The following is a 19,086-nucleotide window of genomic DNA, read 5'->3' as shown; positions in this document are numbered from 1 at the left end:
TGGCTTCCGCAAGGCGGGTCGATCTCGATGGTGTGTCATGCACCGGCGATCCTGGGCAAGAATGCGTCTGGTGTGATCAGGGCTTGCGAGTCCCCTGAGCGCTCAGACGTAAGCGTACGGCTGAAGGACGTCGCTGTGAGGCGGTCAACGTTCGGTTCTGGCTGCGGCCTGATGGGACTTGCCATGGGCGTTCTGATCGCGCTCTACTGCGCTACCATTTCAACGAAAGTGTCCAGCGAGCCGGATCGACTGGGTGCCCACGATCGCCGGTCGGGGTGTCGCCATGGGAGCTTCTCCCGGAATCCCATGTCTTGTCCGGAACCCCAGTTTGACGGTAATTCTACCCTTGGCAGGTCGCCATTCAGCCAGAGGGCAATCTCGTACAACAGCCGAATGAGTGCTGACGTGCCCGATCCTGAAATGAGGAATCTGCCATGACCCATCTCGACAGCCGCGGCCTGCCACTTTCGACGACGTCCGACCTCGCGGCCGAACGCTACCGCGATGGAGTTGATCTGCTCCTCTCGAGCTGGCCAGGCGCTGCGGAAACCTTGGAGGCGGCTCTTGCAGCCGACCCGGATTTCGCTCTCGCCCATGCGGCACGCGCGCGCCTGCATGCCATCCGCGCTGAGCCGGCTAAGGCAAAGGCGCGCATCACTACAGCAGAAGAGATCGTCGTCCGGCGCGGAAATGAGCGGGAGTGGAGCCATGTCGAGGTCCTGTCGCTTGCCATCGACGGCCAGTCGGCAAAGGCGCTGGCGCGGGCGCTCGCCCACGCCGACGTCTGGCCGCGGGATATCCTGATCCTTTCGTTGCCTCTCGGCGCCTTCGGGCTCTTCGCCTTCTCGGGGATGGCGGATCACGACCAGGCACGCGTGGATCTGTGTGAGCGCCACGCCAGGCACTTCGACACTGACGATTGGTGGTTCGTCACCTACCGGGGCTGGGCCCATGCCGAGAACGGCAACCTGCCACTTGGCCGAGCTCTCACGCAGCGTGGTTACGACCTCAGGTCCAACAATGCGAACGCGGCCCATGCACTATCGCACGCCATGTACGAGGGCGGCGCGGGCGAAGATGCCGAGAGGATGATCGCAGACTGGCTGCCTCGCTACGACCGCACCGGCATCCTCCACGGTCACATCGCCTGGCACTCAGCATTGGGCGCACTGGAGCGGGGTGATCCGGAGCGAGCACTTGCGATCTACGAGGATTACATTCAGCCATCGGTCACGGCCGGAATGCCGGTCAACGTGGTCAGCGACACCGCCTCTTTCCTGTGGCGACTCCAGGCCTATGGCCACACGGTGCCGGCGGGGCTGTGGGCGGCGGCGGCGACCTATTCCGAAGAATACTTCCCGAAGGCCGGCTTCGCCTTCGCGGATGTCCACATGGCCGTTATCGCGGCAGCAACGGGCGACAGGGCCGCAGTCGAACAGCGGGTGAGCGCATTGACAGGCTTGATCGACGCCGGAACCCTCGCCGCCGGGCCAGTCGTCCCGGCGATCTGCCGCGCCGCCTTGTCTTTTGCGGAGGAGGATTACGCAGGCTGCGCCCATGTCCTGGAACCTCTTGCGGCCGAGGTCGTGCGCATCGGCGGCAGTGGCGCCCAGCGCGAGATGATCGAGGACATGCTCCTCCTCGCCTTTATGCGGAGCGGCGAGGCCGTAAAGGCCCGCGCGCTGCTAGACCGCCGTCTGCACCGCCGCCCGTCGCTCCGCGACATGCACTGGCACGGTCTGCTCGGCGCCTGAAGTTGCGATGTCAAATACTGATGTCCACGCTGCGACCGGATTCGGGCCCGAAAGGCGTCCGCCGATCCTGAAGCTTCGACCCCAGCCCGCTGATTCCTCCATCGGCGTGGCTGCACGCAAAAACGGATACCAGATCGCGTTGCCTTTTTTGACCAGCAGGTCGATTTTCCAGCGACTGCGCGATGGTCAACCGCGCAACGTTGCCCTTCGCGCAGGCACTGGGTTCGAGCACATTGTTTTGCGATGATTTCTGACATCCGCCTCCACAAGGCATGAGACGATCGATTGGGCGCGAGGTGTGGTCGAGTCCGGCGGTGGGATCACTTGGCGTTGATTTGACGATATTAGAGCTTTTCTATTCGGCTGTATTTCAATGGAACGAAATCTATGTAGCATATCTGCCAAAATGGAGAATTGGCATGCTCTGGCAGCCGATCACAGCACCACCCGGTCTTCGTCCTCCTCAGCCGATTACGGTGCGCGCGCAGTCCATTCCGGCGCGCCATTACTTTCCGGAGCACTCCCATACCTGGCACCAGTTGGTCTATGCGATCTCCGGAGTGCTGACGGTTTACACGGAAGCCGAATCCTTTGTAATCACGCCGGATCAGGCGGTGTGGCTACCTACCAGCGTCGTGCACCGGGTCGGTTCGCTTCTCGGCGCGGCATTCCGAAGCCTCTGGATTGCGGATGAAGCCGGAGCAAACCTGCCGAAGGTACCGACGCTCTTTATGATGTCGCCATTGCTGCAGGCCTTGATCGTCGAGGCCACAGAGCTCGAGGGCAAGCCGGAAGGGACGGCTATCCAGGCCGTGTGACCGCCCTCATCCTTGATCAGCTTGTGCGGGTCCAGCCGCTGCGATCGGCTTTGCCATGGCCGCGTAATGCGCCGCTGACCGTGCTCTGCGAGGCACTCTATCTGGACCCCGCGGATGACCGGAGCCCGGAGGAATGGGGGTTGGCACTGAATATCTCGCCTCGCACTTTGGCGCGCCGCTTCAACACGGAGGTTGGCATGAGCCTGCGCTCATGGAAACGCCGCCTGCGGCTCTTCCGGTCAATAGAGCTTCTCGGCGGTGGTCTGGGCGTGACACAGGTCGCCATGGAGCTTGGATACGGCTCGACATCGGCTTTTGTGTATGCGTTTCGCATCGAAATGGGCATTAGTCCCCAAGCCTACACGCGCCGCCATGTCATGGCCAGGGCAAGCCCTTAAATGGACTCTGCTCTTCAGAAGGCCCAGAGTTGAAGGATTTGCGGTGGCCCCTTGGCTACCGTGGCCGCATTGTTGAGGCGTATTTGCGCGAACGTCAGTAAAATTCTTCTCTGGGACCCAATTTGCAGTTCGACTCTTCCCCAAAACCCTGAAAGGCATGTCTTCTGCTATCAATCGCGCCGATACGTTTCATCTAAACAATGAATTTTGCCAATCCGAGGTAATGTTGCATGAAGACGATCAGACGAGACTGGAGGTGACAACAGTGGTTTGGGCGTCCCTGGTGAATATCCTAGAGTACTAAGGCTCCGGGGCAGTCAATAAGTTCTCCATACGGAATGAGCTCGTGCCTGAAGCCCTTGGCTGCCGCTCCGGCGCTTATCGAGCTTGAACCGATCAGCGGTTATGCCGCCGCCGTCTCCAGCGGAACGGTCGTCGGTGACCAACATCCCGACACTTCCTTGGTCAGCACTGGAGAAAGGCGCCGATTATGAAAACGCGACAGGCTCAGCCATACCAAGGAAATACTTCCAGAGCAGACCCCCGGCAATATCCGTCCACCCACGGTGATCTCAGCACAGTAGCCACCGATAACTTGAGGAAACCTTCGTCGGGCCCTGCCGCCCATCCAAATCTCGGCCCCGTTCTCCGGGCAACGTCGCTGGGCCTGGTCCTGGACGCCTGGGCTACCGAAGAGGGTCAAGGGGCAAATGAGGGACGGCAAGAGGCGGTGAGACGAATCAGCGCTTGGGTGAATGCCGGCGATCTCAGTGCAGCGCTGAATCTGTCATGCCTGGGCCTGAGTACCCTTCCCGCGGAGTTTCCGGCCGGGCTCCAGCGGCTCAACGTCGACTGCAATCAGCTGACCAAACTGCCGGGTGAGTTCCCCGTGGAGCTTCAGACGCTCAACGTGAGGTACAACCGATTGACCAGCCTTCCCGAGACGCTGCCGGCCGGACTCCAGACCATCGAGGCCAGCTACAACCGACTCACCAGGCTGCCCGATGTCCTCTCGAATACGCTTCGTTGGCTCGGCGTCGGCGAAAACCAATTGACCAGCCTTCCAGACAATCTCCCCGCCGGGCTTCAAACCCTCAACGCAGACGCCAATCAACTCACCAACATTCCCGCCAGCCTTCCGGCCGGGCTCCAGACGCTCAACGCCGACGGCAATCGGCTGACCAGCCTTCCCGACAACCTCCCGGACGGGCTTCAGACCCTCAACGCCAGCGGCAATCAACTCACCAACCTTCCCGCCAAACTCCCGGCCGGACTGCAGACGCTCGGCGCCGCCGCCAATCGGCTGACCGGTCTGCCCAAAGACCTTCCCGTAGGGCTCCGGAGGCTCAACGCCAGGTGCAACCTTTTGATCAGCCTGCCCGATAAATTGTTCGCTGAGCTGGGCTCTGGGTGCCTGGTTTTCCTCGAATCTAACCCGCTGCCAAAGGGGGCGCTAACGAATCTAGTGGCAGCCCTGCATGCAGCGAACTACACAGGCCCGCAGGTCTTCCTTTGATGGGCCAGCAAGATCAGGCGCAGATAGTCACATGCGGCATTGGCGGACTGGGCGGCAGCGCCCGTATTTCACAATGTTGCAGGAAGAGCCGGTGGCCAGGATGATGCGCGCTTACTAGCTTCGGGGACGTGAACGGTCGCGAAACAACAGGTTCCGGCACACAGGTGGCCGAGGACCTAAGGCGTCCGTCAGCCATAATCGCTTCGGCGAGGCAAACTCGGCGAACTGTCAGGCCTGCGGCAGGTTTGCTTGGAAGCGCTTTGAACTGATTGCGCCACAGAAGGTGAGCCTACTCTGTCTTGGTTGCAGAGATTGGTGGCATTCCCGCCTATTTGCCTTAGCTCAGTGGTAAGGTCCGAGGACGCTCTTCTTGTAGATCCGCGTCGGGTTGCCAATCGGCTAGGTTTAGGCGCCATCGCTCGGTCCTCATGCTCGTACAGTCAGCCGCCACATTGAAACTGTTCGAGCACGTGCCGGTCGCGGATTTCAATTGTCCTGCCACTTACGGTGACGCCAGCTTGGCGCAGAGCCGAAAACGCGCGCGATAAGCCTGCCGGGGCGAGGCCGAGCTTGCCTGCGAGCACGTTCTTTTGAAATGGCAGGCGAAAGGAAAAGTTAGTCGAACCCTCCGGGCACTGACTGAGTATGTAACTTGCTACGCGTTCTATTCCGGTAAGCAAGCGATCCTGCGCAAGAATGTCTTCCGTTATCTCAGCGCGGTGACAGAGGAGGGTTATAAACGCTTGCGCCACATCCGGATCCGAGACGGCAAGGTTGCGAAGCATGCGGCTGTCCAGCCTCGCGATGATTGATGCTTCGGCGGCCTGCGCATTGGCAGTAGCCCTGCTACCAAGAAACATGGCACTTTCGGCGAACATTTCCCCCATCGGCAGGATGGCCAGATCGGCCTCCCGGCCGTCCTTGCCCACCCTATAAAGGCGGATCAAACCCGAAAGAACCCAAAAAACCTCATCGATGTTCTCACCCTGGTGGAACACAAGATCGTGCTCCTCATGAGTAGAGACGGTCACGTCCTCCAAGATAGCCTCGCCCGTGGAACGCGGCAGCCGCACAAAGAACCGAGAACCCAAGAGCATGGTCCTGTCGTTCGCAGTCAATCGTGGCGTCGCTCCGAGCCACGCCAGTGTGACGGGGCCCGATTCACTTCGCATTGCTTGCCTTCTCCAACCGTTCAGCAACGCCACTGTCGCCATCGGAGAATCCCTGGCCTTCGTCGAACACGCGCCAAGATGCACCGTCTATATCGTCGTACTGCCCGTTCTTCAGCGCCCACAGAAACGCGGCGAGACCGAGTCCTTCCAGGAAAAGCGCAGTTGGAATGAGATAGATCAGCGTGGTCATAAAGTCGCTCCGGGCGGATCCAGCAACGGATAAAGAACTTTTGCCTCGCCAACAGCGCCCTTCACTCTCAACGCATTTGCTACGACGATCAGAGACGACGTGGACATCGCGATTGCAGCGACGAGCGGCGTCGCGTAACCGACGATGGCAAACGGCACCGCGATCACGTTGTAGGCGATCGCCAGGGCGAAGTTCTGGCGGATGAGCCGGCTCGCGCGCCGCGACGTCTCGATTGCGAAGGGTACGGCCGACAGTCCTCGATGCATGAAGACAATGTCCGCGGCCTGTCGGCCGACATCGGCAGCAGTCGCCGGCGCCATCGAGACATGGGCAGCCCGAAGTGCCGGCGCATCGTTGATGCCGTCGCCGACCATCAGGACGCGATGGCCACCGGCCGCAGCGACGGAAGCCTCGACCTTGCCGCGCGGCGAGAGCTCGGCCCGCCAGTTTGCAATTCCGACCCTGCGGCCGATCTCCGCCACAACCGGCTCGCGGTCGCCGGAAAGGATGCCGGTCGCGAGCCCCAGCTTGTCGAGCGCTGCGATGCTCTCGCGTGCGGCGGGGCGCAGGCGGTCCTCGAAGCGAAAGCAGGCAAGCTCGCGGCCGTCGAGCGAAAGGATCGCTTCGGGCAATCCACTCGCGACGCCGCTCTCCCCACAGGCAAAGCGGCGGCTGCCAAGCCGATAGATGCCTTCGGTCGTCCTCGCTTCGATGCCTGCGCCCGGAATTTCCCTGATTTCTCCTTCGAGATGAGCATTGCGGGCCGCATGCTGCAAGGCGACCGAGATCGGGTGGCGCGAATGCGCGGCGAGTGCCGCGGCGGCCGCCAATAGGCCGGGCGCAATCTCATCCGCATTGACGAGCCGCGGCTCGCCGAGCGTGAGGGTTCCGGTCTTGTCGAGAAGCACCGTGTCGATCTCGGCGAGGCGTTCCATGGCCGAGCCGTCCTTGACCATGACCCCGCCCTGGAAGAGGCGCCCGGCGGCAATGACCTGCACGACCGGCACCGCCAATCCAAGCGCACAGGGGCAGGTGATGATCAGAACGGCAACCGCGATCAGCATGGCATGGCGGACGTCGCCCTCCACCAGCATCCAGCCGATGAAGGTCAGGAACGCGAGCAGATGGACGGCCGGCGAATAGTAGCGAGCCGCCCGGTCGGCGATGCGACGATAGCGGGCCCTTCCCCCTTCGGCCGCCTCCATCAGCCCCATGATCTCGGCCAGAAACGAATCGCGCGCCGTTGCGGTCGTCTCCAAGGTGAGGGGGCCCGTGAGGTTGAGCGTCCCGGCCTGCACGAGATCGCCAGTTCCGACCGTAATTGGCACGCTCTCGCCGTTGACGACGGAGCGGTCGAGATCGCTGCTGCCGGAAAGCACCCGCCCGTCGACCGGGATTCGCTCGCCGGCAGCGATCATCAGGCGTTCGGCCGGCTTGATCTCGTCCACGGCGCGATACTCGCGCGAGCCATCGGCATGGACGATCGTCGCGCCGCGCGGCGACAGTCGCGCCAGGCCGTTGATCGCCGACCTTGCGCGCCCTCGCATCATGCGATCCAGGGTGCGACCGATCAGCAGGAAGAAAAGCAGGGTGACAGACGCATCGAACCAGGCATGCTCACGGTGGCCGATCGTTTCATAGAGCGACATGCCATAGGACAGCGTCACGGCGAGCGCGATCGGCACATCCATGTTGGTGCGTCCATGGCGAAGCGCGTTCCAGGCCGACTGGTAGAAGAAGCGGCCGGCATAGACCAGCGTCGGCGCCGCGATCATCGCCGAGATCCAGTGGAAGAGGTCACGTGTCGCCGCGTCGGCGCCCGACCAGACGGAAACGGAGAGCAGCATGATGTTCGTTGCCGCGAAACCCGAAACGGCAACGGCGCGGATCAACTGTTTTAGGAGCTCATCGCCCTCCTCCTCGCCGGGCGAAAGGAGATGCGCCTGGTAACCGAAGGCCGTGATCGCCTGCATGAACTCGGCGGGATCGCTCCGGCGACCGCCGGCCTCCTCCTTCCAGACGATCGATACACGGCGCGAGGAGAGATTGACACGGGCGCGCTCGACCTCGGATCTGGCGCGCAGCGCACGTTCAATCGTGGTGATGCAGGCGCCGCACTGGACGCCGGGCACGCTGAGATCTGTCTGACGCAACCCGCCTCCGAGGCTTCGGCTCGCAAGCCAGAGCTCTTCGGCGCTCGGCAGTGCGCAACCCGCGCGGTCTACGTTCGGCGCCGCTTCCGCGCCCACAGCGCAGCAGCTCATTTTCCCTCTCCCGCCACGACGAACCGGACGGCCTGGCGATAGATTGTCGCCTCCCCGGCGATAACCTTGAGGTCCGCAATCCATTGACCCGGTTTAAGCTGGCGGCTCGCAAGGAATACGCCATCAGCCTCGCGAGCGAGCTCCATCTCCAGGTCCTCATGCTCTTCGACGGGCCGCCTGAGCACGGCGAGAACGCGCTCTGCTACCGACAGCGGTTTGCCGTCCCTGACCAGGATGTAGCGGAGTCCGCCGGCCGTCGCGCTGAACCTGCCTACGATCCCGCTTTCGGCGAAATGCCGGGCCTCGGCCATTTTGCCGTTGAACTGTTGGCTGGCGACATAGGCGTTCTGAACGACAAGGCCGCTCCAGCTCCGGCTTGCGTTCCACGCCATCACCACGTTGATGGAGATGATTGTTCCGAAAGACAGGGACATCACGGCTACCATGTGCCAGCCGGTGAACCCGCGCGACGGGCTACGCGGTTTCCTGATCATGCCGCTCATTGTGCTGCTCCCGGGAGGTTGAAATTGGCGTGATAGACGTCGCGCTCGTGACTGAGCGGATCCTCGGCTACTAGAGCGAAGCCCTGCGCCACCTCGGCAGTTTTGCCCATTGGCTGAGTGACGAAGAGCTTGAGCGACGTGACCTTGTCCGGCCCGACGGCGATCGCAAAGCTACGGCCGCTTCGGGCAGCGCGTCCTGCCACGCGCATCGTCGCAGCGGGCATGCCCTCCATCGTCAACCTGATGGTGCGCGGCTCGGGGATCATGTTAAGCAGCTTGACCATGTATCCGTTGCGCACCGAACCATCGGACTCGACGACATATTGCGGGTTTCGGTCATGCAGCACGTTGAGCTCAAGCCGGTCGCGCGACGCAAGCGCGACGACCAGGCCGAGCCCCATCAGTGCCCAGACGGCGAAATAGACGATAACGCGGGTCCGGAAGATGATGCGCCAGTCGAAATGCCTGACCTTGTCCACGAAGGAGCCGTTCGGGCGGCGCACCCGCCTCGGATCGATCGCCGCCGTTCCGTTACTGGTCGCAAGCGCCATATTGGCGGCATAGTCGCTGAGCGTCGCATAGGAGATCAGCCCGCGCTCGCGGCCGAGCTTGTCCATCACGCCGTCGCAGGCATCGATGCAGAGCGCGCAGGTGATGCATTCGAGCTGCTGGCCGTCTCGTATGTCGATGCCCATCGGACAGACCGCGACGCAGGCATTGCAATCGACGCAATCGCCGACGGTCTCGCCCGCTGCCGCCGCCATCTTGGCGTGGCGCGAGCGCGGCTCGCCACGCCAGTCGTTATAGGTGACGACGAGCGAATTCTCGTCCAGCATCGTCGCCTGGATGCGCGGCCAGGGGCACATATAGGTACAGACCTGCTCACGCATCAGCCCGCCGAAGACGTAGGTCGTGGCCGTCAGAACGGCGATCGTGGTGTAGGCGACAGGCGGCGCATCGAGCGTGAGCAAACTTCGAAGAAGCGATGGCGCGTCGGCGAAATAGAAGATCCACGCACCCCCCGTCGCAAGCCCTATCGCGAGCCAGATCGCGTGCTTGGCTACACGCTTACGGATCTTCTCGACAGTCCAGGGACTGGCATCGAGGCGCATGCGCGCGTTGCGGTCGCCTTCGATGAAGCGCTCGACCACGAGAAAGAGATCGACCCAGACGGTCTGCGCACAGGCATAGCCGCACCAGGCCCGCCCGACCGCCGAGGTCACCAGGAAGAGACCGAGACCCGCCATGACGAGCAGCCCCGCGACGAAGAAGAACTCCTGCGGCCAGATCTCGACGAAAAAGAAATAGAAGCGTCGCGCCGCAAGGTCGACGAGCACCGCCTGATCAGGCGCATGCGCCCCGCGGTCCCAGCGGATCGACGGTGTCAAATAGTAGATGCCGAGCGTCAGCAGCATCACGAGCCACTTAAACCGGCGGAAGCGCCCCTCCGCCCGCTTCGGAAAAATCTTCCGTCGCTTCTGGTAAAGTGGCTTTCGAACGCGCGCAGCATTCACCGGTTCGAGATCGAGCCTTTCGACCAAGGCCTTTATCATGGGCGGTTGGAGCATCTAGGCAAGTCCCGGCAATTTCGCCTGTCAGCCGACCTTTGCCCGATGCGCAAGCCCCAATCCTTGATCTGAGTCAACTTCGCGTCAATTCTCGCAGAGGTATGGCGCGACGCGATGTACCTGCATAGCCTTTGAGCCGGATTGAACGCGGCGGGAAGGCATGTCTGGCCCGGCCATGTGCGCGATCGCCGGCGTTCAGCCTTATCGAGACTAACCTGCTACTCGCCACCACCGAGCGAGTGGACGAAGACCGCGAGCTCTTTGACCGTCGTGTCGCCAATGCGCGGCGACCACGCAGGCATGATGCCATTCTTCGGCGCCTTCATCTGATTGATGACCGCTTGCTCACCCTTGCCCTTCAACCATATGGAGTCGGCGAGATTCGGCGCCCCCATTTCCCGGTTTCCCTTCGCATCAGCGCCGTGACAGGAGGCGCAGTTTTCCGTAAAAATCTGCTTGCCTTTGTCGGCGAGCTCCAGTTGCGACGGCGTCGCGCTAAGGCTCACGACAAACGCCGCGGTTTGGCGCAGTTGCTCCGGCGTCAACATGTCGGCGAATGCTGGCATCTCGGAAACTCGCGTCTCCGCGTCGCGAGAATAGCGGATACCGTGGGCGATCGTCTGATAAATCTCTTCAGGTTTGCCACCCCATAGCCAGTCGTCGTCGTTAAGGTTCGGGAAGCCCTTTGCCCCGGCCGCACCCGAACCATGACATTGCGCACAGTTCACCTTGAATGCTGACGCCCCGGCCGAAATCGCAAACTGCTGCAATTGCGGATCCGCAATGATTTCCTCGACCGTGCTCGCGGCGATCCGCTCGTTGTAACCGGCCTTCGCCGCTTTGGCGTCAGCCAGATCAGTGGCGACCTGAGCGCGGCTCGAATAACCGAGTACACCTTTGGTCGTGTCCGTCAGCAGTGGCCAGGAGGGGTAGGCTATCGCGTAACCGATCGCCCAGATGATTGTCGTATAGAAGGTGTAGACCCACCAGCGCGGCATAGGGTTGTCCAGTTCGCGAATGCCGTCCCATTCGTGCCCGGTGGTTTCAATCCCGCTAACCTCGTCCACATGCTTGTGCTTGTCCGCCATAATCAGTCCTCCTTAAGCGGGATGGAGGCGGCCGTTTGGGCAGACTTCTTGCGGCCTGACCGGAAAGTGAACGTAGTAACGCCGAGGAAAAAGAGCACCATCGCAAGAAGGCCCCAGGTGTCGGCGAAATGGCGCAGGGCCGTGTATGTTTTCATGCCTTTTTCCTCCTCAGCGATAGCCCGCAGCGTCGTCATAGATGGAGAAGTCGACGAGTGTGCCGAGCATCTGCAGATAGGCGACAAGCGCGTCCATCTCCGTCAGCTTTTGCGGATCGCCATCGAAGTCCCCCAACTTGGCCTTGGGATATCGCGCCTCGATACCGGAGGTGTCGGCATTCGGATCGGCCTGCGCCTTGACGTCCGCCAGCGCCGCGTCGATCATCTCGTCCGTATAGGGAACGCCGACGGCCCGGTTCGCCTCGAGGCTCATGGCAACGTTCTTCACCTCGAGCGGCATCTCCTTGAGGAAGGCATAGCTCGGCATGACCGATTCCGGCACGACCGAGCGCGGCTCGATCATGTGCTGGACGTGCCACTCGTTGGAATAGCGCTCGCCGACGCGGGCGAGGTCCGGACCGGTGCGCTTCGAACCCCACTGGAAGGGATGGTCGTACATCGACTCCGCCGCCAGCGAATAATGCCCGTAGCGCTCGACCTCATCGCGAAACGGCCGGATCATCTGGCTGTGGCAGACATAACAGCCCTCGCGGACATAGATGTCGCGGCCCGCAAGCTCCAGCGGCGAATAAGGCCGCATTCCTTCGACCTTCTCGATGGTGTTCTCGAGATAGAAGAGCGGCGCGATTTCGACGATGCCGCCGATCGAGATGACGAGCAGCGAACCGAGCAGCAGCAGTGTGGCGTTGCGCTCTAGTATCGCGTGCTTATTGAAAATGGTCATCGGCTATGCCCTCTTATGTCCGCCACGGCTAGGAGCGCAGAACCGAGGACCGGACCATCATCGCGGACGCGTCCCAGGATCGTCATCGCCACATTGAAGGCCATGAGCACAGCGCCGGAGAGATAGAGGGCGCCACCGACGGCCCGCATGACATAGTACGGGAACATCGCAGCCACAGTTTCCGAGAAGGAATAGACGAGGAAGCCCTGATCGTCGTATTCGCGCCACATCAAACCTTCCTGGATGCCGGCAACCCACATGGTTGCGGCGTACACAATGATGCCGAGAGTGGCGAGCCAGAAATGCCAGTTGACCATGCCCAGGCTGTAAAGCCGCTTACGATTCCACAGCTTCGGCACGAGATAGTAGATGGCGCCGAAGGTGATCAGGCCATTCCAGCCGAGCGCGCCGGAATGCACGTGGCCGATGGTCCAGTCGGTATAGTGGCTAAGCGAATTGACCGTCTTGATCGACATCGTCGGTCCTTCGAAGGTCGCCATGCCGTAAAATGCAACGGCCATGACCATCATCCGGACCACCGGATCGGTGCGGATCTTGTCCCAGGCTCCAGAGAGGGTCATCAGTCCGTTGATCATGCCGCCCCAGGAGGGCATCCAGAGCATGATTGAGAAGACCATGCCGAGCGTCTGAGCCCAGTCGGGCAGCGCCGTGTAATGAAGGTGATGGGGACCCGCCCAGATATACATGAAGATCAACGCCCAGAAATGGATGATCGACAGGCGGTAGGAATAGACGGGGCGGTTCACCTGCTTGGGGATGAAATAGTACATCATCGCCAGGAAGCCGGCAGTCAGGAAGAAGCCGACGGCATTGTGCCCGTACCACCATTGCGTCAATGCGTCCTGAACGCCTGCGAAAGCCGAGTAGCTTTTGGACCCGAGGAAGGAGACCGGTATCGCCAGGTTATTGACGACATGCAGCATGGCGATCGTGACGATGAAGGCGAGATAGAACCAGTTCGCCACGTAAATGTGCGGCTCCTTGCGCCCCAGGATCGTGCCCAGGAAGACGACGAGGTAGGCCACCCAGACGATCGTCAGCCAGAGGTCGACATACCATTCCGGCTCGGCATATTCGCGGCTCTGGGTAATCCCGAGCAGGTAGCCGGTGGCGGCGAGCACGATGAAAAGCTGGTAGCCCCAGAAGACGAACCAGCCGAGATTGCCGCCGAAAAGCCGGGCGCGGCTGGTGCGCTGCACGACATAGAAGGACGTCGCGATCAGGGCATTGCCGCCGAACGCGAAAATGACCGCTGAGGTGTGCAGTGGCCGCATGCGCCCGAAATTGAACCATGGTTCGACGTTGAGATCGGGAAAGGCGAGTTGCAGCGCCACGACGACGCCGACGAGGAATCCGACCACGCCCCAGAACATGGTGGCGACGACGGCGTATTTTACAACTTCGTCGAAGTATTCCGTTTTACGAGTGACACGCGCGGCAACCGCCGGACGAAAATCCGTGCGGTGCATGAGCACTAAGGTGGCGCCGAGAAGCACGAAGAATAATACCCACATATGTGCTTCAAACAGACGATCCTGCGCGAAGCCCGCGCCGACCAGTGCCAGAAAGGCGCCGATGGCGAGCGCGATCGTCTCGACTGTGTATGTCATGGTTGAACCTCCAACTTGTCGGAGCGCTGCCGCGGGCTCCACACACAGATCTGCCGAAGTCTCGTGGAGAATTTGTCAGAGGCGGGGCTTGCGTACCTTGATTCAAATCAAGATCGGGTCGGGCCGGCCCGTGAACTCTCGGCGGTTGTTAACGAGGCGAACGAGCGAAAGAAGCGCTTTCCAGCATTAAAGGGTCCATCTGCGGCAGGATCGCGCCAATGATATTCGCCGGTTTGACAGACCCGCGCCCAATCTGAAGCGCCTGCAGTGTCGCTCAACGCGATTCACAATCAACAATACCAAAGGGTCGGCACCGCGTGCCGCCACCGCGATAGACGCTTATTGGCAGAGCGAACGGAGAGCTCCCGGTTTCATGATGTCTATCGCCCTTGTGTCTGGCAGTGCGATTATGCTTCGTTCCTTTAGCTTGGTCAGGACACGGGATACCGTCTCGATTGTCAGGCCGAGATAGTCCGCAATGTCCTGCCGTGACATCGGCAATCTTAGCTGCCGAAGGCGTCCCAGCCGGTTTGAGAGATCCAGTAGGAATGCGGCCATACGCTCCACCGCACATTGTCGGCCAACGGCCAGAAGGTGCTCCTGAGCCCGCGCCATACCGTCCAGGGCAAACCCCAAGAGTTCCCGTGAATGCTCCTTCACCGTATGTTGCCTGAAGACAGCCAGCGTTGTCTCGGTAATGGCCGCGGCAAAGAACCGATGGGTCGAGCCCGCTTCGACGCCGAACACCTCCCCTGCAAAGTGAAAGGATACAATCTGCCGTCGCCCCTCCGCGAGGAGGCGGTATACGCGGACAGTCCCGGTTTTGACCTGGTAGTACTTGGCTACGGTATCACCTTGTGCATAGATTTCCCGGCCAGCCTTGTATGTCGCAACAAGGTGCGGCCCCGGGATCTTTACTCTTCCAATGTTGTTGGGCGCTACATGGCTCCGCTCTAAAGGTCTGGAGGCGGCGTTCATCTCATATCCCCTGATGTTTCAGGGCAAGGTTGCCAAGTCGCGCCTCGGCGATAAACTCGGTTATATCACTAAGTAAAAATACTTAGAGCCCGCCAGTCGCGTCATGCTCGGTCTCTCCGAACCGCCATCGTTTCTAGGTCGTTCACCACGCTCACGAGATCGGAGCCGTTGATCGGTTTCGTCAAGACGATCGTGTCGCCTTGTTCTTTGACCGCCGTCATTCCATCAACTAGGAGGACTACACGACCATCGGGTGTCTCTAGGGACCTTGGCGTTTGCTGCTCGGACTTCAAAATCTCTTCGTCGACGATGGTGCAGAGCGCCCGCCCGGTGGAAGCCTCCGCCTTCCATAACGCGTCGTAGGACTCCGTCAAGTAACCTTCAACCTCTAGCGCGAACGCAAGGGATCGCCGGAGGCCCCGGTCCGGTACAACGAGAACGATGATCCTGGCAACTGACAACTTAGTGTTCCGCTTGTTCTGGCGTGCATATGCCCGCCCGCTAAGCGCCATTTGAACGCTTGCGACAAGCCGACGCATTGCGCGAGATCAAGAGGGCAAAAATTACGAAGGCGCGAACCCGGCCGCGATAGCCATCCCAACAAGATGCGGGAGGCTCTTGGCTCTCATTTTGGACATTACGTTCGCGCGGTGCACCTCCACGGTTCGGGGACTGATATCGAGATCGTATGCAATCGTTTTATTGGCGAGGCCAGAGACCACCGCTGAGAGCACCTGCCGTTCTCTGGGACTGAGTGTGTCAAGGCGCGCCTGGATGTCTGTGATCTCATCGGCCACCGCGGGAACAGTCAAATGTCCTGATGCCCGTTCAATAGCTTCCACGATCAGCGAGTCCTCAAACGGCTTCTCAATAAAGTCCAGTGCTCCCGCTCTCATCGCCTCGACTGCCATTGGCACATCGCCATGTCCCGTGATCACGATGGCGGGTATCTTTATTTTCTTTAAGCCGAGCTGGCGGATGAGACCCACCCCTGAAATATCAGGCATCCTGAGGTCTGTTACTAGAATTCCGTCGCGGATATTCGGAGCGAAGTCCAGGAAGGAGGCAGCCGACTCGTGCACCTTTACGGCATAACCATTCATCGTCAGCATGAAGGCAAGCGACTTGCGAACGGGCTCTTCGTCATCGACAATGTGAACTGTATAGTCAGTCATTTCCATCAATCCGCTCCACATAGGCGGGAAGCGTGAACCGGAAGGTTACCCCTCCCGCTTCATTCTTCGAAAAGGTCATCTCGCCGCCATGCGCTTCGACGATGCGCTTGGAAATCGAAAGACCGACCCCCATTCCGCTCGGCTTCGTCGTAAAGAATGGCTTGAAAAGCTCTCCGGTGACCTCCTCTGGGATTCCACCACCCGTGTCTCTTACCGTCACAGCGATTTCCCCCGCACCAGCCGGCATGGTGCGAACGATAAGCTCGCGGTGCTCTACCTCGCGCATCGCCTCGACCGCATTGCGCATGAGGTTGATCAGCACTTGTTGGACCTGGATCCGATCGACCATCACCATGTCGGCACCCGGCAAATACTCGAATACCGTTCGAACGTTATTCTCACGGGAACCGACAAGAGCCAGCGCGCCAGCTTCCTCCACCAATTTACGGATGTCCTCGGGTGCCCTTTCCTTCTCACCTTTCGTAACGAACTCCCGGAGATGCTTGATGATCTGTCCTGCGCGCAGGGATTGGCTCGCCACCTCCTCCAGCGCGTCGCGCATCCTCATTGCCATTGAGGCGTCCATATCGCGCAACAGCCTCGTACAACCATGAGCATAGTTCGCGATCGCAGATAGGGGTTGATTGAGCTCATGCGCAAGCGTCGTGGCCATCTCGCCCATCTCTTTGAGACGGGCGAGCCTGGCCAATTCCGCCTGGATCTGTTCAAGCCTTGCGGCCGACTCCTCCCGCTCGGTCAGGTCTCTAATGAAGCCGGTGAAGAACCGCTCGCCTCCAGACCGCATCTCGCCTACAGCCAGCTTCATTGGAAATGTTGATCCGTCTTTCCTCCGCCCTACGATGACGCGGTCAATACCAATGATGCGCTTTTCCCCGGTCCTCATGTATCGCTGCATATATCCGTCGTGTTCATGGCGATAGGGTTCTGGCATCAGGATGCGAAGGTTCTCGCCGATGACCTCCTCTTCTGCATAGCCGAACTGCCGCACGGCGGCGGCGTTGAAGGAAACAATCGTACCATTGGCTGCGCTGACCACGGTTGCATCTGGTACTGTGTCCAGTATGGACCTAAGATGTGCATCACGGGCTTTGACGGCAGCCTTTATCTTGTCCATGGCGCGTCTCCCTGCCTCCAGCACCTCTCCCAGGCATGCGATGAGAAGCATTGCCAAACCAAAAACAATCAACTCGACAAGCTCCGGGTAAGGAGCATCTTCGAGCCAGTGAAGAAAGATAGCTGCCAATATCGACATTGCGGCTGCAAGTACGACTGGCTTTTGCCCGCCGACGAACGCGGCGATCAGCATACCGGGAATAAACGAGGACAGAACAAGGCTGTCGCCGATGAACGGTGACAGCGCTAGTCTCAGTGCGAGAATGGCTACTGGAACCGCAGTTACGATTACATAGGATCTCATCCCCTCCCCTCGCCATCTGGCAAGCATCTGCCAAGGCGGATCGTTCCACAGACGTTTTGTGAATGCATTTGCCTGATCCATCAGAGGACTAGTTTACTGTTGCTGTGTCCAGTCTTTCGCCGAGGAAACGCCTTAGTCAAGCGCACGCCGCCTATTCCATAGGCTATGCCGCAGTCATCAGCCATCCCGCGGCTATGTTGCCGCACTTCGATCGCCCCGCATAATTACGTGAATTTGGAAGCAATCCTTGCTTTCGATCAAAGAGCTCGCGAGATGAGGCCCTAGAGTGCGGTACTTGCACCGCCCTCTAGAGAAGGATCTCCCTATGCAATCAGCTCTTGCTGCAAAATACGGCGATGCGCGCCTGCCCCGCTACACGAGTTACCCGACGTCGCTACAATTCTCACCCGACGTGGACGCAAGCGCCTATCATGACTGGCTCGCCGAGATACCCCGGGAGAAACCGGCGTCGCTATACGTGCACATCCCCTTCTGTCGCTCGAGGTGTTTGTACTGCGCCTGTCACACGACGATCACGCGACGCGACCTACCGATCGGCAACTACCTTCATATGCTGCGTAAGGAGATATGCCTCGTATCGGCAACGACAAAAGCGCCCCTCAACATCGACCATGTACATTTCGGCGGAGGAACTCCAACAATCATGCGACCGAAGGAAATGCTGGCATTTATCGAGCTTCTAAACGAGCACTTCGATCTCGCAAGTACCACCCAAATCGCCATTGAGATTGATCCTAGGACGCTAGAGCAGGAGATGGCGGCGGTTCTTGGCATAGCAGGGGTCCGCCGTGCAAGCCTCGGGGTGCAGAGCTTCGATCCGGTGGTACAGAAGGCGATAAACCGAAACCAGAGCCTCAAACAGACAATAAATGCGGTTTCCCACCTGCGCCGCGCGGGCGTAGACAGCATTAATTTTGATTTAATCTATGGCCTGCCACACCAGACGGTCGAATCCTGCATCGACACGATCAAGATGGCGCTCGAAATGCAGCCAGATCGTTTCGCCGTTTTCGGCTATGCCCACGTGCCTACTCTCAAGAGGCATCAGCGAATGATTAATGAAGCCATGCTCGCCAGTGCTGGAGACCGTCTTGCTCAGGCACAGGCGATTGCGGAAAATCTCCTTTCGGCCGGGTATTGCAGCATAGGGCTCGACCATTTCGCCCGGCCAGGCGACAATCTGGCAATTGCACAGGCAAACGGGCAATTGCACCGAAACTTTCAGGGTTACACCACCGACGCCTGCGAGACGCTCATCGGCTTCGGAGCATCGGCCATTGGCCGCTTGGCAGGCGGTTATGTTCAGAATGAGGTATCCCCTGGTGACTACGCGAAACGGATTGCATCTGGTCGTCTTGCCATAGTGAAAGGCTACCGCTTGTCGGCCGAGGACCGGTTGCGGGCAAACATCATCGAGCGCCTGATGTGCGACTTGCGGGTTGACATTCCGGCACTCGCCGCCGCCCATGGATTCGAGCATAGTGCCCTTTTAGACGGGAATGACAGGCTCGCCATGCTGGAAAGCGACGGAATCCTAGAAAACGAGGGCGGGGTCATACGGTTGCGGGAGGAAGGGCGTTTCCTGATCCGTGCAGTCGCTGCAGCTTTCGATGCCTATCTGAACGTATCGACGCGAAGCTGCATCAAGGCGGCTTGAAGCTATTTTCGATGA

The 19,086-nt window shown here is 60.2% G+C and carries 18 protein-coding genes; 5 read left to right on the top strand and 13 right to left on the bottom strand.

Annotated elements, in window-relative coordinates:
• Positions 1 to 434 precede the first annotated feature (434 nt).
• The 4 genes from CO664_RS26955 to CO664_RS26945 all read left to right on the top strand — a co-directional run bounded on the left by CO664_RS26955 (position 435) and on the right by CO664_RS26945 (position 4,486).
• Positions 435 to 1,754 (top strand): tetratricopeptide repeat protein, encoded by a 1,320-nt coding sequence (locus CO664_RS26955; protein ID WP_097527582.1) that lies wholly within the window; start codon positions 435 to 437, stop codon positions 1,752 to 1,754.
• Between the two features lie 419 nt (positions 1,755 to 2,173).
• On the top strand, positions 2,174 to 2,572 hold the full coding sequence (locus tag CO664_RS31405; RefSeq protein WP_234819605.1) for a cupin domain-containing protein: 399 nt from the start codon (positions 2,174 to 2,176) through the stop codon (positions 2,570 to 2,572).
• 140 nt (positions 2,573 to 2,712) lie between these two features.
• The gene (locus CO664_RS31400; protein ID WP_234819604.1) at positions 2,713 to 2,970 is read left to right on the top strand and encodes a helix-turn-helix domain-containing protein; all 258 of its coding nucleotides are present in this window, start codon (positions 2,713 to 2,715) and stop codon (positions 2,968 to 2,970) included.
• Between the two features lie 730 nt (positions 2,971 to 3,700).
• A complete protein-coding gene (locus tag CO664_RS26945) occupies positions 3,701 to 4,486 on the top strand; it encodes a hypothetical protein (RefSeq protein WP_245426467.1) in 786 nt (261 codons plus the stop codon).
• A 440-nt stretch (positions 4,487 to 4,926) separates the two neighbouring features.
• Here the strand turns inward: CO664_RS26945 and CO664_RS26940 are convergent, their stop codons facing one another.
• The 13 genes from CO664_RS26940 to fixL form a co-directional block, all read right to left on the bottom strand.
• Positions 4,927 to 5,658, bottom strand: a complete 732-nt coding sequence (locus CO664_RS26940; RefSeq protein WP_176536685.1) for a Crp/Fnr family transcriptional regulator — start codon at positions 5,656 to 5,658, stop codon at positions 4,927 to 4,929.
• Positions 5,648 to 5,848, bottom strand: coding sequence for a cbb3-type cytochrome oxidase assembly protein CcoS (gene ccoS / locus CO664_RS26935; RefSeq protein WP_097527580.1), 201 nt, complete (start codon positions 5,846 to 5,848; stop codon positions 5,648 to 5,650). The genes CO664_RS26940 and ccoS overlap by 11 nt, the downstream gene beginning before the upstream one ends.
• On the bottom strand, positions 5,845 to 8,112 hold the full coding sequence (locus tag CO664_RS26930; RefSeq protein WP_097527579.1) for a cation-translocating P-type ATPase: 2,268 nt from the start codon (positions 8,110 to 8,112) through the stop codon (positions 5,845 to 5,847). The genes ccoS and CO664_RS26930 overlap by 4 nt, the downstream gene beginning before the upstream one ends.
• Positions 8,109 to 8,615 carry a FixH family protein gene (locus tag CO664_RS26925; protein ID WP_097527578.1) on the bottom strand — a complete coding sequence of 169 codons (507 nt, stop codon included), beginning with the start codon at positions 8,613 to 8,615 and terminating at the stop codon, positions 8,109 to 8,111. Before CO664_RS26925 ends, CO664_RS26930 begins: the two co-directional genes overlap by 4 nt.
• Positions 8,612 to 10,183: a cytochrome c oxidase accessory protein CcoG gene (ccoG, locus tag CO664_RS26920; protein WP_097527577.1), complete on the bottom strand. Its 1,572-nt coding sequence runs from the start codon at positions 10,181 to 10,183 to the stop codon at positions 8,612 to 8,614. Before ccoG ends, CO664_RS26925 begins: the two co-directional genes overlap by 4 nt.
• 218 nt (positions 10,184 to 10,401) lie before the next feature.
• On the bottom strand, positions 10,402 to 11,271 hold the full coding sequence (ccoP, locus tag CO664_RS26915; RefSeq protein ID WP_018098964.1) for a cytochrome-c oxidase, cbb3-type subunit III: 870 nt from the start codon (positions 11,269 to 11,271) through the stop codon (positions 10,402 to 10,404).
• Between the two features lie 2 nt (positions 11,272 to 11,273).
• The gene (locus CO664_RS26910) at positions 11,274 to 11,426 is read right to left on the bottom strand and encodes a cbb3-type cytochrome c oxidase subunit 3 (protein ID WP_097527576.1); all 153 of its coding nucleotides are present in this window, start codon (positions 11,424 to 11,426) and stop codon (positions 11,274 to 11,276) included.
• A 13-nt stretch (positions 11,427 to 11,439) separates the two neighbouring features.
• The gene (gene ccoO, locus CO664_RS26905; protein ID WP_018098962.1) at positions 11,440 to 12,171 is read right to left on the bottom strand and encodes a cytochrome-c oxidase, cbb3-type subunit II; all 732 of its coding nucleotides are present in this window, start codon (positions 12,169 to 12,171) and stop codon (positions 11,440 to 11,442) included.
• The gene (ccoN, locus tag CO664_RS26900) at positions 12,168 to 13,802 is read right to left on the bottom strand and encodes a cytochrome-c oxidase, cbb3-type subunit I (protein ID WP_097527575.1); all 1,635 of its coding nucleotides are present in this window, start codon (positions 13,800 to 13,802) and stop codon (positions 12,168 to 12,170) included. The genes ccoO and ccoN overlap by 4 nt, the downstream gene beginning before the upstream one ends.
• A 339-nt stretch (positions 13,803 to 14,141) precedes the next feature.
• Positions 14,142 to 14,780, bottom strand: a complete 639-nt coding sequence (locus tag CO664_RS26895) for a helix-turn-helix domain-containing protein (protein ID WP_018098960.1) — start codon at positions 14,778 to 14,780, stop codon at positions 14,142 to 14,144.
• Positions 14,781 to 14,881: 101 nt separating this feature from the next.
• On the bottom strand, positions 14,882 to 15,241 hold the full coding sequence (locus tag CO664_RS26890) for a hypothetical protein (protein WP_018098959.1): 360 nt from the start codon (positions 15,239 to 15,241) through the stop codon (positions 14,882 to 14,884).
• A gap of 102 nt (positions 15,242 to 15,343) precedes the next feature.
• Entirely contained in the window at positions 15,344 to 15,955 is a 612-nt protein-coding gene (gene fixJ / locus CO664_RS26885) for a response regulator FixJ (RefSeq protein ID WP_026169037.1), read from the bottom strand.
• Positions 15,948 to 17,474 carry a PAS domain S-box protein gene (gene fixL, locus CO664_RS26880; protein ID WP_097527574.1) on the bottom strand — a complete coding sequence of 509 codons (1,527 nt, stop codon included), beginning with the start codon at positions 17,472 to 17,474 and terminating at the stop codon, positions 15,948 to 15,950. The genes fixJ and fixL overlap by 8 nt, the downstream gene beginning before the upstream one ends.
• A gap of 244 nt (positions 17,475 to 17,718) precedes the next feature.
• Here fixL and hemN point away from each other — a divergent pair, with 244 nt between their 5' ends.
• Positions 17,719 to 19,071: an oxygen-independent coproporphyrinogen III oxidase gene (hemN, locus tag CO664_RS26875; protein WP_097527573.1), complete on the top strand. Its 1,353-nt coding sequence runs from the start codon at positions 17,719 to 17,721 to the stop codon at positions 19,069 to 19,071.
• The last annotated feature ends 15 nt before the right edge of the window (positions 19,072 to 19,086 follow it).

Source organism: Sinorhizobium sp. NG07B (assembly GCF_002532005.1).
Taxonomy (GTDB): Bacteria; Pseudomonadota; Alphaproteobacteria; order Rhizobiales; family Rhizobiaceae; genus Sinorhizobium; species Sinorhizobium fredii_C.
This window is presented reverse-complemented; position numbering and strand designations above follow the sequence as displayed.